Annotated in this window: 17 protein-coding genes; all 17 read right to left on the bottom strand. The window is 44.0% G+C overall.

Annotated elements, in window-relative coordinates; genetic code table 11:
* Positions 1-2: 2 nt before the first annotated feature.
* Positions 3-908, bottom strand: a complete 906-nt coding sequence (locus tag MKZ12_RS12165) for a sugar ABC transporter permease (protein ID WP_339261388.1) — start codon at positions 906-908, stop codon at positions 3-5.
* Positions 909-980: 72 nt separating this feature from the next.
* Complete coding sequence (locus MKZ12_RS12160; RefSeq protein ID WP_339260586.1) at positions 981-3,893, bottom strand: extracellular solute-binding protein; 2,913 nt, start codon at positions 3,891-3,893, stop codon at positions 981-983.
* Positions 3,894-4,015: 122 nt separating this feature from the next.
* Positions 4,016-5,422, bottom strand: coding sequence for an extracellular solute-binding protein (locus MKZ12_RS12155; RefSeq protein ID WP_339260585.1), 1,407 nt, complete (start codon positions 5,420-5,422; stop codon positions 4,016-4,018).
* Between the two features lie 42 nt (positions 5,423-5,464).
* Positions 5,465-6,859 (bottom strand): extracellular solute-binding protein, encoded by a 1,395-nt coding sequence (locus MKZ12_RS12150; protein ID WP_339260583.1) that lies wholly within the window; start codon positions 6,857-6,859, stop codon positions 5,465-5,467.
* 379 nt (positions 6,860-7,238) lie between these two features.
* Positions 7,239-7,820, bottom strand: a complete 582-nt coding sequence (locus tag MKZ12_RS12145) for an HAD-IA family hydrolase (RefSeq protein WP_339260582.1) — start codon at positions 7,818-7,820, stop codon at positions 7,239-7,241.
* A 48-nt stretch (positions 7,821-7,868) separates the two neighbouring features.
* Positions 7,869-8,807, bottom strand: a complete 939-nt coding sequence (locus MKZ12_RS12140; protein ID WP_339260581.1) for an acetamidase/formamidase family protein — start codon at positions 8,805-8,807, stop codon at positions 7,869-7,871.
* A gap of 82 nt (positions 8,808-8,889) precedes the next feature.
* Positions 8,890-9,369 carry a DinB family protein gene (locus MKZ12_RS12135; RefSeq protein ID WP_339260580.1) on the bottom strand — a complete coding sequence of 160 codons (480 nt, stop codon included), beginning with the start codon at positions 9,367-9,369 and terminating at the stop codon, positions 8,890-8,892.
* A 38-nt stretch (positions 9,370-9,407) separates the two neighbouring features.
* Positions 9,408-10,202, bottom strand: coding sequence for an AAC(3) family N-acetyltransferase (locus tag MKZ12_RS12130; protein ID WP_339241793.1), 795 nt, complete (start codon positions 10,200-10,202; stop codon positions 9,408-9,410).
* Between the two features lie 54 nt (positions 10,203-10,256).
* Entirely contained in the window at positions 10,257-10,796 is a 540-nt protein-coding gene (locus tag MKZ12_RS12125) for an AAA family ATPase (RefSeq protein WP_339260578.1), read from the bottom strand.
* A gap of 54 nt (positions 10,797-10,850) precedes the next feature.
* Complete coding sequence (locus MKZ12_RS12120; RefSeq protein WP_339260577.1) at positions 10,851-11,333, bottom strand: DinB family protein; 483 nt, start codon at positions 11,331-11,333, stop codon at positions 10,851-10,853.
* Positions 11,334-11,363: 30 nt separating this feature from the next.
* The gene (locus MKZ12_RS12115) at positions 11,364-12,020 is read right to left on the bottom strand and encodes a DUF4367 domain-containing protein (RefSeq protein WP_339241786.1); all 657 of its coding nucleotides are present in this window, start codon (positions 12,018-12,020) and stop codon (positions 11,364-11,366) included.
* A 54-nt stretch (positions 12,021-12,074) separates the two neighbouring features.
* Positions 12,075-12,614, bottom strand: coding sequence for a helicase (locus tag MKZ12_RS12110; RefSeq protein WP_339260575.1), 540 nt, complete (start codon positions 12,612-12,614; stop codon positions 12,075-12,077).
* 52 nt (positions 12,615-12,666) lie between these two features.
* Complete coding sequence (locus tag MKZ12_RS12105) at positions 12,667-13,062, bottom strand: VOC family protein (protein ID WP_339260573.1); 396 nt, start codon at positions 13,060-13,062, stop codon at positions 12,667-12,669.
* 34 nt (positions 13,063-13,096) lie between these two features.
* On the bottom strand, positions 13,097-13,624 hold the full coding sequence (locus MKZ12_RS12100) for a YfiT family bacillithiol transferase (RefSeq protein WP_339260571.1): 528 nt from the start codon (positions 13,622-13,624) through the stop codon (positions 13,097-13,099).
* Between the two features lie 181 nt (positions 13,625-13,805).
* Positions 13,806-14,135 (bottom strand): YxeA family protein, encoded by a 330-nt coding sequence (locus MKZ12_RS12095; RefSeq protein ID WP_339260569.1) that lies wholly within the window; start codon positions 14,133-14,135, stop codon positions 13,806-13,808.
* A gap of 14 nt (positions 14,136-14,149) precedes the next feature.
* Positions 14,150-16,078, bottom strand: a complete 1,929-nt coding sequence (locus MKZ12_RS12090; protein ID WP_339260567.1) for an ABC transporter permease — start codon at positions 16,076-16,078, stop codon at positions 14,150-14,152.
* Entirely contained in the window at positions 16,075-16,854 is a 780-nt protein-coding gene (locus tag MKZ12_RS12085) for an ABC transporter ATP-binding protein (RefSeq protein ID WP_339260566.1), read from the bottom strand. Before MKZ12_RS12085 ends, MKZ12_RS12090 begins: the two co-directional genes overlap by 4 nt.
* Between the last annotated feature and the right edge of the window lie 119 nt (positions 16,855-16,973).

Below are 16,973 nucleotides of genomic sequence, written 5' to 3'. Positions count from 1 at the left end.
GGCTATTCCCCCACTCTCTTCAAAAGCTTTTGAACAAGCAGGTTGGAGCCCAGCATCAGACCAAACAGCACCGTTGCGATGGCCGATGCATAACCCATTTCAAAACGAATCGTTCCGTAATCCATTAAGTGCGTAACAATCGTATGTGCCCCATACTGCACACTCGGGAAACCGGCGAGTGCAGTGGCCACTTCGGCAACCGCTAGAGATGCAGTAATCTGAATAACGGCGCCAAACATCAGCTGAGGGCGCATCGAAGGAAGCGTAATATACCACAGCTCCTGCCAGCGATTCTGCACCCCATCGATGGCTCCCGCTTCATATAACGTACGATCCATCGTTTGCAGACCGGCAATAAATGCAAGGAAGCTCGTTCCCAGACTAAGCCATAGCTGCACAAGCATGATAATGGCAAGCATATATTTCGGATCCTGAAGCCACAGGATCGGCTCATACAGAATGCCCGTTTTCATTAGAAAACCGTTCATAATGCCGTAGGAGTCCCCGGAGAAAATAATCTGCCAAATAAAAAACACATTGCCCGAAATTGAAGGCGCAAAAAATATTAGTGTCATAAACGCTCTTACCTTCGGATTCAGCTCATTGATGAGCCACGCAAATACAAAGCAGGCTATGTAGCTGATCGGGCCAGTAACCACTGAGAAAATAATCGTATTTTTGAGACCTATCAAGAACACATCATCATTCCAGAGCAGCTTGGAATAGTTCTCCCAGCCGACCCATTGCGGAAACTCCAGCATGTTGAAGTTGGTAAAACTGAAAAAGATCGAAATGATGACTGGAAACACGGTGAATAGCAGAAATAACAGCATATATGGCGATAAAAGAATATAAAGATGTTTATCCCGCTTCATATCTCTGACAAAGAGCTCCCATCTTCCCGGCATGCCGGCAGGCGTGCGCTTGGGCTGAGAACCGGGTTCGGTCACGATGTTTACCTTCTGCAAAAGAGTCCCTCCCTAGCGCATTCCGTCCAATTTAAACTCTTTTCGTTTCTGCTGAATTTCGTAATTAATTTCCTGAACGTAATCATATAAAGCATCGGTTGAGTTCGTACCGTTATTGACGACCTCACGTAATGCGTTATCCAGATGGCGACCTGTAAAGTAACCTCCGGGAACCTCAGGTACCCCTTGTACCCACTCCCACTGTTCTTCCAGACTGCGATAATCACGGATCGGCCAAGGCAGCTCCTGTAAAGCTTCGATGTTCGCCGTTGGATAGCGCGCAGCAGCACCCATCAGACCTTCCATTTCCCGTCCAAAGCGAACCTGGGCATCCTTGCTTACCCACCACTTCATGAATTCCCATGCCGCATCTTTATGTTTCGACTGCTTGAGCATCACCGTCGCCGTACCACCGCTTGCCACATCACGTTTGATGCTTCCATCGGGCTGCTTGAGGCCTGGAACCGGGATGAATTCCCACAGACCTTTAATCTCTGGCGCAGATACAGACAAGTAGTTATAGAAGGTATAGTCCATGATGCCCACAGGCATTTCCCCCGTTCTGAAGCGCATGGGAAAATCAAAGGTCAGTGGCAGCTTGTAACTGGTATAGAAATCCGTCCATTCCTTGAACGCCTCCAGTCCAGTCTCCGTATCCATACCACTTCTGGCACCCTTGTCTAAGTAGAAGGAGCCGCCCATCTGATACAGCAGCATGGCATACGCCCGATTAACTTCCAACACGGGTACGCCAGTTGTCTGAGCCAACGGCAGCGCCATCTCCATGTTGTGCTTCTGCAGCACCGGGATCATGGCATACACGTCATCCCACGTCTGCGGCGGCTCCAGATCAAGCTGCTCCAGAATATCTTTACGATAAAATAACATGTTAAAAATCTGCTGTTCCGGAAGCGCGAATACCTGGTCTTCAAACTGATATGGAACCATTGCACTGTCCCTGAACTGCTTGATTAACTCGTTATAGCCTGGATATGTGGACAAATCCTCCGCCGCGTGTCGCATCCCGAAGTTCACCGGCACATCATTGCCAACCTGCATGGCTACATCCGGACCTTCTCCTGCAAGCGAGGCACGAAGCAACACGTCTGCATTAACCAGCTTGAGATTAACGCTAATGCCTGTCAGCGGTGTAAACGTATCATCAATCATCGCTTTCAGTACCTGTGCCTGGTCGCGGCCCGTTCCAATCCAGACGGTCACCGACTTGTCTTCATCGGCGGTGCTGCCAATGGTGTCATAATCTTCGAAAAAGGAATGAAGGAAGGATGACACCTCATGTCCTGTTTTACTGAACACAGACCCATTCGCTTTGGGCAGTTTCTCACCAGGTGAGGCAAGCAGTAGATAGTCAATCTCAAGCGGCTGCTCACGCACTTCAAGAAGCCAGGAGCCGACGCTGCCGACATTGATTTTGAATTGACCAAGCCGCTTCTGAACGGTTTCGGGTTTATCGGCCAGATCAGCAAGCTGATAGGCGGTTTTATTTAAAATGGCTGTTTTGTCGCTTTTCTCCCCTGTCAAACGAATTAACTCTTCAGAGACTGCAGTTAAAATATCACTCTGTTCCCGAAACACATCCACCATATCCGGAATCTGTTTGTCTAATTGATAATCACGATACGGGTCCGGTACATTGCCCGTGATCATCAGAATTTTTCGATACATCGCATTGATCTCGAGCACACTGGCTTCAACCTGACGAATTAGCGGTGCGATGGCCCCGAGACTGACCTCAAGCTGCAGTTCGTGTTGTCCCTTCGTTAAATAAAACAAATAAGGCTCTTCTTCATTGCCCAACACATTCATCTGCCAATCGGCGTCATAGAAAAAAGGAATTTGCATCATTTCCTGGAAAGGAACCTTGTCATCAATCTGCAATGAGCGAGTTGAATATATGCCTCTCAGCAGTTCTTGTCGGCCCTTGATCGCTATCTTGTATAAACCGTCTTCTGGTACATCCATCTCCCATGCAATCCATTGTCCTGGCACCCGCCAGTTGTTTCCACCAATCGTGTTCATTCTGATCTTGGAAACATCATACGGCTCTGTCGATGTACTGGAGCGATCTGTGATGGGATATAGTGTCGGCGATGACTTATATGAAGCCTTCTCCCCTTGAACCTTGATCAAATGCCCGGTTGTTTCCTTGTATCCTTTAGTCTCATACTCCTGCTTGAGTTCTGCATAGGATGGCGGAGCTTCGTAATGATGCAGTTTGATGGTATCAATCACCACCGGCTCACGTGTAGAGACCAACTTGATGGAATGATTCCCCTCTGAAAAATAAAACTGATAAGGCTCTTCATAATAGCCTTCTTTATCTCTCAGGATCGACTCCTGCCACATTGGCTCTTCAACCTGGCGCGGACGTAGGTCATTGCCTCTGTTGTCCTGTTCGATTTCCGGTTTTTCGTTGACCCATACCCGGTGAAAGCTCATGTTACGAGCACTGCTGAACGGCAGCTTTCCATCAATCCACAATTCCCGTTCGATAGCAGAGCTTTTCCCTTGAATTGGGTAATAGCGTAATGACATATGATACATTCCTGATTCAGGAACATTCACTTTCCACTCCACCGATCCACTTTCCTCTGTCCTTATGAACTCGCCTACCTCGCCGCCAAGCTCCGTGATCATCTGCGGGTTCATGCCTTCGGCAGCTGAGTAATCAGCCCCATGGATGACAATGTCCCTCGCAGGCCGCTTCTCGTTCTGAAATTGCTTCAGATACATATCATAGCTATCCTCAGCAGCAGATTCAGATATCGGCATGACACGACTCGGATCTGATGATCGACTTCCGGTCTTGGCATTGCCACTCGCACCGGAACTGGATATCGCATACACCACGACGAGCATTAGTGTGACGACAACGATCGTCACTCGGGATAATGTGAACTTCACCCAATGCCCCCCTTTAGATGACTTTCGTGAAAGCAATGAGGTGCGGCCCGTATATTGTGCTTCGACTAACCCCACTCGAAAACAATCATCAGGCCGCCCTATTGCTGTTTAACTACCAAGCGTTATTTTTTCTTTTCCTGCTCTCCACTTAACACTTTTTTCACCGCAGCCTCAGCTTTGGAGATCACTTGAGCAACACCCGTGGAAGGCGTAATCTCACCTTTAACAAACTTCTCAGTCACGCTATCCAGTTGATCCTTGATACCCAGACCACCGAAGCGTCCGCCAAACAAACGCTGCACTTTGCCATCATCGTTCATGGCATTGGCAATGGACGTTTCATCCGGCAAAATATTTTCTAGGGAGAGTCTGCGATTGTCCTGCCAGTTATCGAAGTCCTGCAGATCTTCCCAAATCTTTACGATGACATCTGCATCCTTCACCCCTTTTGGAATGACATAAGCTGCGGTCTGACCAAAAGGTTCATGGTAAGACTGGGCTTGTGGACCTTTTGGCATATACACATAACCCCACTCATCCTTGAGCTTATCGAGAATGCGGCCTTCAATCTCCCAGAGCCCGCCTGGATACATCGCAATCGTGCCCTCCCCAAAATATTTGGCGGGATCTTCCCAGTCGTTTCCTCCATTCGCTTTAACTACTTTATGCTCCGTGTACAAGCTGTGCAGAAAGTTAAGCGCTTCCATAGCTTCCGGTGAATTAAACGTGACTTTACCCGTCTGCTCATCATATAACTTGCCGCCATTACTCGCGATCAGCATCTCGGACAGCACATAATGCGCGCCAGCGAGGCCGTATTGATCCATTTTGCCATCACCATTGTTGTCTACGGTCAGCTTTTTTGCCGCGTCCAGCATCGAATTCCAGTTCCAGTTATCCTCATCCATCAATTGCTGAGGATCCTTCAATCCAGCTTCCTTAAAAATCCGTTTGTTATAGAACATGCCGCTATCATTTGGCGAATACCAGCTCTCCAGGCCATAGATTTTGTCACCCCCAAAGCGCATCGAATCAATAACATCCTGCTCTACCCGTGTATCCTTGAGATATTCGTCCAGCGGTGTCAGAAACCCGCCATGCATGAGTCCCCAGATGAATCCATCCGGAATTCGGACAATCTCCGCAAAAGGCTCGTTAGCGAGCACGGAGGAAGACAGCTTTTCAGAAGTGGACCAGTATTCTGTGTTCAGATATTTGATCTTCACGTTATACTTTTCTTCCACCATTTTGATCCGTTCCCGCGCAAGCTCATCGGATTCCGAATCACCTTTTGGTGTCGCATCCCACCAGTGAGAGATTCGAATGACACGTCCGTTAAGGTCCGGGGCTGGCTCAGCCTCCTCCACTTCTTCTTCCTTCGCTGGTGTTGTGCTCGTCTCGACTTCAGCTGGCTGAGCAACCGGCTCGGCTGGCTTCTCACTTGTACCCGTGCATGCAGACAAAAGAGTAATGAATGCGGCAAACAAAACAAACAACATGATTTTGCTGATCATCATTTTTTTTAACATGGGCTGCCTCCCTCAAGTAAATGATCCTGCTTTGCTTACGCCTTACTTGCTTTTCTCTCCCTTTAACACCTTCTGAATGCCAGCCTGTGCAGGTCCAATAATCTGTGCAACGCCTGTGGATGGTGTAACCTCACCTTTCACAAACTTTTCAGTTACACTGCCAAGAGCTTCCTTCACACCCAATCCCCCGGCACGTGCGCCATAAACCCGTTCAACCTCTCCGTTGTCATTCATGGCATTCGCAATAGAAGCTTCATCTGGCAAAATGTTCTCCAACCATAGACGATGATTCTCCTGCCAGTTATCGAAGTCCTGAAGCTCCTCCCAAATTTTCACAATGACGTCTGCATCCTTAACACCTTTGGGGATTACAAAGCTCTCTGTGCTATTTACCGTATCGAGATAGGTAGATGCTTTGGGCCCTTTAGGCATGTATATATACCCCCAGTCATCCTTTAACTTGTCAAGAATGCGCCCTTCCACTTCCCATAAACCGCCAGGATACATCGCAATGTTGCCCTCTGAGAAATATTTGGACGGGTCCTCCCAGTCATTGCCTGCGTTAGCCTTCACGATTTTGTGATCGTTATACAGGCTGTACAGAAAGTTAAGCGCTTCCAAAGATGCGGGTGAGTCAAACGCTGCCTTCTGCGTTGCCTCATCGTACATCTTGCCGCCATTGCTTCCGATGAGCATTTCATGCAGCACATAATACGCACCTGACAGACCATACTGATCCATCTTGCCATCCCCGTTTTTGTCTACGGTCAGCTTCTTGGCCGCTTCCAGCATCGTATCCCAGTTCCAGTTATCCTCTTCCATTAGCTGTTGCGGGTCCTTCAATCCAGCTTCTTTAAACAGACGTTTGTTATAAAACATGCCGCTGTCATTCGGGGTATACCACCCTGTCAAACCAAATACGTTATCACTGCCAAACCGCATGGAATCAATGACATCCGGCTGGATTTTCGTATCCTTCAAATAGTCATCCAGCGGTGTCAGAAATCCGCCTTGCATCAACCCCCAGATATTACCGTCAGGCACACGCACAATTTCAGCAAAAGGCTCATTCGCCATCACGGATGAAGATATTTTCTCTGACGTTGCTCCATAGTCTGTATTTAGATAAGAGATTTTGACGTTGTATTTCTTCTCTACATTTTGGATTCGTTCACGGGCACGTTCATCTGCCTCCGAGTCTCCTTTGGGAGCCGCATCCCACCAATTGGATATTCGAACAGCTCTGCCCTTCAGATCGACGGCCGGCTCCTGCTTCTCTTCAGCAGGCTCAGCTGCGACTTGCTTGTTTTCTTCTGCTGGCGACTTGTTAACAACCTCAGCTGGTGTACCCGCTCCACCGCTACAGCCAGCGATTACGGTTACCACCAAGGTAAGCATCACCAAAAAGGTAAACCGCTTCTGTCTCATAAACTTCATCTTACACACACTCCCCCTTAAAGTTAGATAAAGATGAATCGGGAACTTGAAAACCTGCAAGCACGCTTCAAATAGAAAGCGCTTACTAAGTTGTCTGAGTGATAATGAAACGGCTTTCATGAAACCCATTTCATTATAGTATTGGGAAAAGCCTATGGTCAATACTATTTATGTTATTATTTAGTTTAATTTGATTATTAAGGTTAATATAATTACAATTTAAGGATATTAAAACATTTAAAGGAGGTTAATATTAAAACCCTATGCTATAAAATTGAATTTTATTGCATAGGGCTCCAGATGGGATATTAAATTCTATTTTTTCGAAGGCTAAGCTTCTTAATTCCTATGCAGAAGTGGAAATTGCATCCTGTTCCTCCTAGATTAGCAATGACTCAACTTCATTAACCCAATCTCCTTCTTCGTCAGCCAGTAGAGTCTTCCAACCAAGTAGCTTAGCCGAATGTAAATTTTTCTCTTGATCATCTACAAATAGAACCTCTTCTCCAGCTGCCAGGAAGGTTTGGACCCGTTGGTATATCTCAATCTCAGGTTTGCATAAACCCACTTGATTAGAGATGGTTACACTTGTGGTGAATGAGCTTAAACGGCTAAGATTCGGCTCAATCCACTCCTTACAATGATTGCTGAGCAGATGGATATCGGCAAACTCACTCCATCGCTCAAGGTATCGAGCCGCTGGTAAAGGAACAATTGAGCTATACAAGATCTCCTTCGCTCGGCTTATTGATAATTCGGGATACGCCTCCTTCAACGATTGCCAGAACTCTTCTTCTCGCATTATTCCTGTCCAGAGCTGTCGCTTGATTCCTGTAAAATGTACTTTCAGGGATTCTGCCGATAGGTTGGTTTCCTGAATCATATCTTTCCAGCACGTCAATGACATATTACTTAACAAAACACCTGCGATATCTAGAACGATCTGTGGTCTGCCTCTCATTTTATCGACTCCCAAGTTCATCTAATACGACGTATAACAGACTTCAAGTTATTGAAAAGCATCATGGGGAAGGACAGCATGCACACCCTTCACGCCATTCACAATTTGCGTGATACGCAGGTCGATTACCGCGCTTCCAAGTGCAATCGCTCCCACTCGATCTAGTCCGTACAACTCACCCATCAGATTTAACATGCCGTCTAATGCTTGAACGGTAGCCTCATTCAGATCTTCATGAAAACCGAAGGTAATCCAGCCGGATGGCGTATGTGCACGAGGATTGGTCAGAGCTAGATTATCAATTACGTTGATGGTGATATCCACAAGTTCCATTGGACATTCAATCGCCTGACAGCTGACTTCACCATCTCCCTGGCGTGCATGACCATCACCAATCGCGAGATAACCTCCGTCTACGGGGATAGGTAAGTATAATTTGCTTCCCTGCACCAGTTCCTTGCAGTCGATGTTCCCTCCACTATAACGAGGCGGCCAAGTCGTATGAATTCCTTTTGACTCTGGTGGCATGCCCACGACTCCCATGAACGGTGAGAGAGATACCGTGAAGGGTTTCCCATTTATTTCACAGGTTCCACTCATCGTGTGGCGATCAAGTGTCCAGTTCAGCGACAGTTCTTCAACCTCTGTTAGATGTAATTTCTGGTTCTGCCAGTTCGGATATCCGCCGGCGGAAGTAAACCCGTATTGACCGGGTACAATCTCATTGAAAACAATCTCCAACGTCTGTCCTTTCTTGGCATCATCGATATAGATCGGACCGATTAATGCATGCCCTCCATCTTTTTCACCTTGTCGATCAAAAGGTTTCATGCGTTCCGCATAACTCACACCCGTTCCCCAGCCCGCATCCAGTGTCTGAAACCGAATGGAATCCCCAGATTTCACGCTCAACATGGGAGTTACCTCATCGGTAAATGAACCGATTAGATTTCCCTGAGTTAATTCAATCTTATAAATGGTCATCATGTCCCTCCCTGGTTTGGGATACATATTATATTCAAAGCACGCCACATGCTGTATTCCATGCCGCCACCGCTTGCTAAATCCTTTACGCTTCAAGGCTGGTAAGATACTTTTTCAACGGTTCCATATGATGCTGGTCATGCCATATAAAATCTTTAAGATATTGGGGAATATAAAATACGTTACCCTCTGCATCCAAATACGTCTGATGAAGCTGTTCCTCCGATAACCCTCGAATGTCATTCATAATTTTATAGCGGTACGTGATAGCCTTATTTACGATTTCGGATGTCTCTGTGCGTTTCCCGTACTCAATAGCTTTGCGATTAAACTCATCAAAATCCAGATGTTTCAACATAACAGGCTGCCTCAGAGCAATCTTCTCAATCGCTTCCTTGTAAAAATATTGATCCCATAACATGATATGACTTACGATTGATTTTATCGTCCACTTCCCTTCTTCCAAGCTGGAATTCCAGATCTTTTCTTCAAGATTAGTCAACGTTCTGACAAAGAGCGTCCATTCTTCAAAAGTTTGAAGCAAAAGTTCAATCTCTTTGGTCATGATTACATTTCCCCCTTCTTTCTCTTTGAAATGATTCATTACTCTATAGGTTCTCTTCGGTTCCGATTCATCCATCCCAAAGCATAATCAACCATTTCTCTCTGGGGTATCAAATAACTCACAGCTTTCCCTACCATTCCTTCGGTAACAGCATTAGTCTGGATCTTAAACTCATTAAAAATCAATTCAAAATCATCTGATTCATTGTTAATATCATCGTATGTAGTCCATTGTTCAATTCCATTCAACAGCATTTTTACTCCCCAGACTTTTGGCTTAACAAATGTATTCTGCTGTTTATACTCGGCCAGGTGCAAAGAAGTGTTACTATTTGTAGGTGCACCAAGTAACAGAATATGTCCACTCAAATTATAGATTTTTCCTAACGGTGATTCCTCATTTAATGCATAATGCAAGTTATGATTTTCCGTTATCTGTTTTGCCTCATTCCCGCGGGCAGCAAAAGACATGTGCGGATGTGAGCTTCGTAACACACCATTTTGCTTCCGAAACACCTCAGGAATGATACCCATATACGAGGTTGGTGTTAGATCAGGATAATAAGTAGGCATATTGTCTTTGATGAAATCAACCTCCTCTGAGGACAGCTTCGCGTCATGCTCTGAAGGTTCACAAAGATGTTCTGATTGAGTCGGCATGACAACGGTTCCATTGGTTCCAACAGCTTCTTCCAAAGCTAAAATAACACTTACCGGTCCGCCTATAACATTACCAATTGCTTTAAAGGAGGAATGCACAATTATCGTCATACCCTCCCTTATCCCCATTGACTTTAAATCATTAACTATAGTCTTTTTTGTTTGTAATTCCATTGTGATTCCTCATTTCACCCGTATCGATTCCACTACAGCCTTGTAATAGCATCTTTACATATTTTTCAATGGTTCATGATGGGACTTGAACAACGCTGCAATAATCTTCTCTGCACATTCTTCCGGTGTGTTCATACTTGTATCAATGGAGTACCTGTAGTTAATGTTTTTGGCCATGATCTGATGCTGCTCATCCGATTGCTCTTCTCTGCGATCCCCACGTTCAATGTTCCGCTGACGGCAGATGTCGAGGGGGCAATATAACTCCACAATATCCAGTGGATAGCCTTCAAATATCTGTTTGACTTGTTCATAATGCGGCGCGAGCTCCGGTCTTTCCACAAGTATGCCATCGATCAGAACATGCTTGCCATGGTCTGAGAATACTTTTGCCGTATGATACATCATTACAATCGCTTCACTCAGATACTTCCAGTAATCCGTCTGAAGATGTTTATCACCGATCGTATTTTCAAAAAGATCATTAGCGACAACATAGAAAAACGGATCATCGTATGATTGCATCGCCTCTACAATTGAAGTTTTACCAGAGCTGGTTACACCGTTCAAAAATATAATTTTGCCTTTTTCCATGATAGTCACCTTCCTTTGCTTAAGTATAATTTTATAAATGTAATACAGCGTGTATTACGTGTGTTTCATTGATTTTTTGAGCAGCATGATCTGACCAATATGATAGGCATTATGAATACATAGATTCGATACAACTCCCCACCATGGCGCGTTAAAATAGGAAGGGATTTCACGTGTCAGTTTATGTTCTTCGCTATCTTCGAGTGCCCTGTTCCAATCACCAAAGACGGTTTTCAGTCTATGTAATGTCTTGCGCCACTCCGCATCGTTCAGGTTAGACGGATCTATGTCAAATGTATCCTCATTATTCACTGAATGCTGCCCGTCGACCTGTTCGGCAATATATCTCTCAAGCCACCTCTCATTCCAGAAAATAAGATGATTGACGATCGCCCAAATGGAATGCTCTCCCTCATTCATTGAATAAGTGGCCTCCGCCGCATTGAGGTCTGTCAACATATCATGAAGCGGAATAAACCAGCTCTTGTCATGATAACAGGCGTTCATTTGGTCTATGAGAATAGCTTTGTAACTCATCACTTCACCTCATTCAAAATAATATAAAATTTATCCGTTCATTGATTTCGCAATCTTCATCACAAGATCTTCTGACATATTTCTTCCATTGATCTCGTATTGTAATGCCTTCCCCTGCACATCCTCTTCGATCCATATCAATTGGGAAGTTTCGTTATTGACAATAAAAAATGCTTGGACGCCACGTATGGCTGCTTGTTTAACCGTAGCACCACCATGATCAGGCAATGCGATTCGGCTCTTTGTAGTCCCGAAAATATTAAGTGTATAACCACCGTATTCTTGATACGTGATGCTGATGCCCACAACCCTCTTATTGGGTTTCAAATCTCGTATCACTACATTGGTGCCCGACCTGTTACTTTCCTCAACCATTTCTTCAATTTCTTGCGGAGTTAGATTATCAAATCCATAAAATACATGAATGGCATCGATATCAGAATCAATCGGAAATTTCGGCTGCCATGGAGAATAAAGTTTCTGCAATTGTTCCAACCCGTCTTCCCATGGAATGGCTGCATAATTGGTCTGTTGCGTGAATTGGTTCTCTGAAGCATCTGCGGTATAAATCGCCTTCCCCTCACCAGGCTTTAAGTCAATGACGATCCGGTCAATCGCACGATCTTTGCGTAAGGATTCAATTTGAATTTTTCCAAGCACATCTCCGCTTTTGTTTTTGATATCCATTGGTCTTTCACTCCTTTTCTTTCAAAATACCTTTCGATCTTCACACAATAGAAGCTAAGCCCTGCAGAAGATAAAGCGATCATGAGGACTCCAAATATGCAAATGGTCCGCAAGATATCCTCGTAACCATAACTTGTCGTTTATTCGTCTGAGATAAAAACCTTTTGGAAAATCTATATCCTCCGTAAGGGCTTCAGAGGCTATGGTAAGGGAGCCAGACGGAGCCTTTTTCTCCTCTGAAATGTTGGTAGAACCTATCTCGGACTGATCCAAATATTGCAGTCTTAGATAAGGTCCTAACTCAACCGGACAAGATTCCAATCCAAGTTCATTTGCTATTCGAAATAACTGGAGAGTTGTAGCACCCTCCGAAAATCCAAGTTGTCTGACGGTCAACTCAACCGTTTGCAAGCTTTGCTTTACACTCGAAACTATAAATCTCTCATCATGTAACAACTGTTCTCCATATTTATTCAATAAAATAGAGTGTTGGTCCAGTTTCTGAATAAGCTGTGGCTTTGTTAAGCCGCCAACTTCTACTATTCTTATTTCAACTGAACAGTCAGGATATATTTTCTCGTCTTCAATCAACATTCGTATCCCCCAAATCCCTCGGTTAATGATAGCAGCTGACCAAAGTTCCTCATTAAAAATTCAATTCACAATCATGGTGTTCCCACACATCAAATAAGTTGCCGTCCAGATCTTCTAACACAAAAAACTTCCCATAGTGTCCCTCATCACTAATAGCCCCTACTTTCACATTCTCTGATGTTAGATAGTTATGTAAAGAACCGATGTCATCAGTGAAAAATGTAATGACCCATCTCTTTTTCTGATGCACTTCAAATGTCGCTCGTGTTTCATGATCGCTTTGGATCAAATCCAATATTGGGCGACTCCCCCGAAATAAACTCAAATATCCTTCGCGTTGGTGGCGAATGTTAAATGCAAAATGTTTTACAAACCAAGCGGCTGATACATCAAGGTCTTTCACTGGAATTACATTATATGCTATGCCCAGAATCCTTCCATTCCCCATATATTACCTCCACACTTGAGATATGTATAAGACCCTACCACCCTTGCGATGTTATACAAGATTTAATTTGAGCAATATGATGCTGCCCGTGCCATACAAATCTTTGAATCGCGATATCCAGTGTAATTGTACCTAACACTTCTGTTCCGAGTTTTCGTCTAAACTGATCCCGATGTAAACCATACAGTAGAGCGAGAAATCGCTTGTGCAGTATCTCCATCAGCAAAATTGATTCTTCGATGGGCATACTCTTGTAATCATGTAATGATGCCCATAAATCCTCTCGATACGAGCTTGCCATCGGTTCCTCTTCAGTTAATGCTCTCTTGAACCTGATATAAGCGTTCATATCATTGTCCGCAAGGTGGTGCACAATCTGTGTGATTGTCCAACCGCCTTCACGATAAGGAGTACAGAGTTGATCATCATTGAGATGTTGTGTAATCTCTTTTAAGGTCTTCGTAATTCCGGGAATTTGACCTATAATGTGAATTCGGTCCTCATTAGAGAAGTTAAGACTTGGCTCAAAGTGTCCTATCGGAAAACGTATATTTTCATCCAAAGTTGAGTACCTCCAATTTCCTACTATAGAACCAAATCATATCCAATATAACCCACAATGTTCCATTTGCGAAGTGTAAAAGCGAAAAAGAAGCAACCTTTATTATCAGGCTGCTTCTTCTATTGAACTTCTCTCATATCTGTACCCTTAACCATTTCACCTGATACGAAGAGTTCCAAACTCAGTTCAAATTCGATGGCATTTCAAGCTCTTTGATAAACTTATAGTCTGCTGTATAGGTACCTTTGGCGAGCACTTTTAAAAGTGTACCTTGATTGAGTCTGGTACTAGTGCTGAATACCACTAGTTTCATCTCACCACTTTCGGTGACCCCCTGCTCCTTATACTTATATCTGCCGTCATCATCTACAGGTTCAGCTTGGACCTTAACATATACATATTCCTCTTTCATCATTGGATTAAAACGATCAAATGGCTCACGCATGAAGAAATAGAGACCAGTAATCATAACAATAGCAACGAAACATGAAATAAGAATTCTTTTTTTCATCAATCTCTTCCTTTCTATAGAGCATGGATAACCATATTTTCATAATACCGAATCGTAACAATCATAAACACTAAATAGATGACGATATACGCTGCCATACTGAGGAGGATTGGGTTAAGCATGCTTGCAGCAATAAGTATAGTACCCACCTTCAAGGCAAAAGCAGCATGAGTTAGCCCAATGACCAGAGGGATCAAATAAACAAAGAGCTGTTTACGGATGATGCCTTTCATGATGTCGTCGATTTGAAAACCGAGTTGTCGCAATGTTCTGTACTGAGGTTTCTCTTGCTCGGCCTCGGTCATTTGTTTAAAGTACAAAATACTTCCTGTTGAAAGGATAAATACCAAACCTAAAAATCCAGCAATAAAAATGAGCAGCCCGAAGTTTTGACGTGATCCCTCGTATGTTGAATAAAAGTCCCTGAGTAACAGATCACTGTCTACGCTCGTTCGAAAGATATTCGACGCGATATCTGTTTTCTCCGTATCCAATACGTTAAACACCTCAAATGTTACTAATTCTTTGGACTCATTCTCCTGAATGCTGTCTCTCATTCGCGCGAAGGTATCTTCAGAGACAACTAATTGGTCGCCATGAAGGATGTAATTCATCACATTATTAAGCTCAGACTTGGAGACAGGTAGCAGATTGGTTTCATCATTTGATGCGTACTGTACTTCCCAGGGAGATGAAATCTCCATTCCTTCTAAAATGGCTCGCTTGCTATGATAGATGGCTTCACCGTCTTGGGGACGTTCCAGATCTAATCCAACCTGTGCCATCTGCTCTGCTGAGAAAAGCAAAAATGGTCTGTTACGATGGCTCGGTTTTGAATTCTGATTCTGATCCACCCATGCGCCATCAAATCGAATGGCATGTACTTGATGAGACTCAAATTCAATCTGCGCATCTTCTAACTTATTTGTGATCACAGCGGCTTCCTCCGGCATATTTTCCATTGCAAAATCAAAAGGCATCGCCAATCTTACATCCTTTTCCATGGAATAATATAAGGAATAGGACAGGGAAATCATCGTAATGGTCATCGCTGACAAGATTGTGATTAACGTTAATGAATTGGCGTGACCTTTCATTCTGTGCATTAGAGATGCTACCGAAAGGCTATTCATTAAGCCCAGGTTCCCCTTCTGCCTTTTCCGATAGACATAGAATATCCAGCTTATGGTTGTATGGAAGACCAAATAGGTTCCAAGTATGGTACTGACGAGAACAATTAACATTATCAAAATTAGCGCATCTGCATTGTATCCAATAAAGGTGGACACATAATAACCAAACCCGATCAGACCTATTCCGGCTCCCCCTAAAATGGCTGACACACTGCTTGGACGTTTGACAAAACTTTCATTTTGATGATTAGCCTGAAACAATTGCAACAATGTACTGCGATATACTGTCCATATGTTTTGTAAGGTTGTAACCGCCAGCAAGCAGGTAAATACAGCAATCGTTTGAATAAGAGCCTGGCCTGAGAAGGTTAAGCCAAACTTGGCATCTAGCCCCAACAGGTTCATTAATAGCAAGAGAAAGAGTCGTGAGAGCATAGTTCCAACGAATGTTCCGATCAAGAGAGCTCCTAGGCCAAGTATAGTGTGCTCCAAGATGAGTACTCGAGCGACCCAAGCCTTGGACAAGCCAATGAACTGATACAATCCAATTTCTTGACTTCGCCTTCTGATAAAGATATGTGTCGTATACATCGTAAAAACAATGGTGATGAGGATAAGCAGTATGCCTGCGATCTGAAAAGCCGTTGAGAAGTTTACACTGGTTTGAACGGTTTCCATAACGGTTTGATCATTTTGCAGAGTAGAAAAAATAAAATACAAGCTGATGCTGAAAATCATCGCAAAAAAATAAAGATAATACATCTTGATGTTTTTCCGCATGCTGCGCATCACCAGTTTCCGTATGTTCATTTCGGGCTACCCCCTCCCAGAACAGCCTGCATATCCAGAATGTCTTTGAAGAAAGATTCTCTCGTTTTCTCTCCCCGGTACAATTCAGCAAAAACCTTGCCATCCTTCAGAAAAACGACCCGGCTACAATAGCTTGATGCCAGCGGGTCATGTGTAACCATAACAATGGTCACCTGCCGTAACTGGTTGATCTCATGTAAATTCTCTAATAGATTAGAGGCTGCTTTGGAATCCAGAGCACCGGTAGGCTCATCCGCAAAAACAAGCGAAGGCGAATGAATCAACGCTCGTGCCGCAGAGGTACGCTGCTTTTGACCGCCTGAGATTTCAGTAGGATACTTATCCGCTAATTCCTTAATGCCTAAAATCTCTGCAATCTCATTAAAGTCATGTTCAGCTTCCATTTTACTGATTTTGGTTAAAGACACCGGCAGTAATATATTTTCTTTGACCGTTAACGTATCAAGCAAATTGTAATCCTGAAAGATAAAACCTAAATGCTGACGACGAATATCTGAAAGCTGTCTGTCCTTCATTTTGGAAATCTCGTACGCTTGTATGAAAATTTCGCCATCCGTGGGACGGTCAATAGTAGCCAATGTATTGAGAAGCGTGGTTTTGCCTGAGCCAGATGGTCCCATAATGCCAACAAACTCTCCTTCTGTCACGCGAAGGTTGATGCCTTGTAACACCTGTTGGGCATTTCCTTTTGAACCATATGATTTACGTAGTCCCTCAGCAAGTAAAACGGTCTTCGGTGTGATCTGATCTTTCATTCCATTACACTCCAATCCAGTTGTTCTATACACAGTGTAATTCTTTTGTGTCTCTTGGTCGTAAGCTTTAGGTGATAAAATAAGATCTAATGTGATATTTTTGTCACTTTGCCAAAATA

This window comes from Paenibacillus sp. FSL R5-0713 (genome assembly GCF_037973325.1).
In the GTDB taxonomy this organism is placed as follows: domain Bacteria; phylum Bacillota; class Bacilli; order Paenibacillales; family Paenibacillaceae; genus Paenibacillus.
This window is presented reverse-complemented; position numbering and strand designations above follow the sequence as displayed.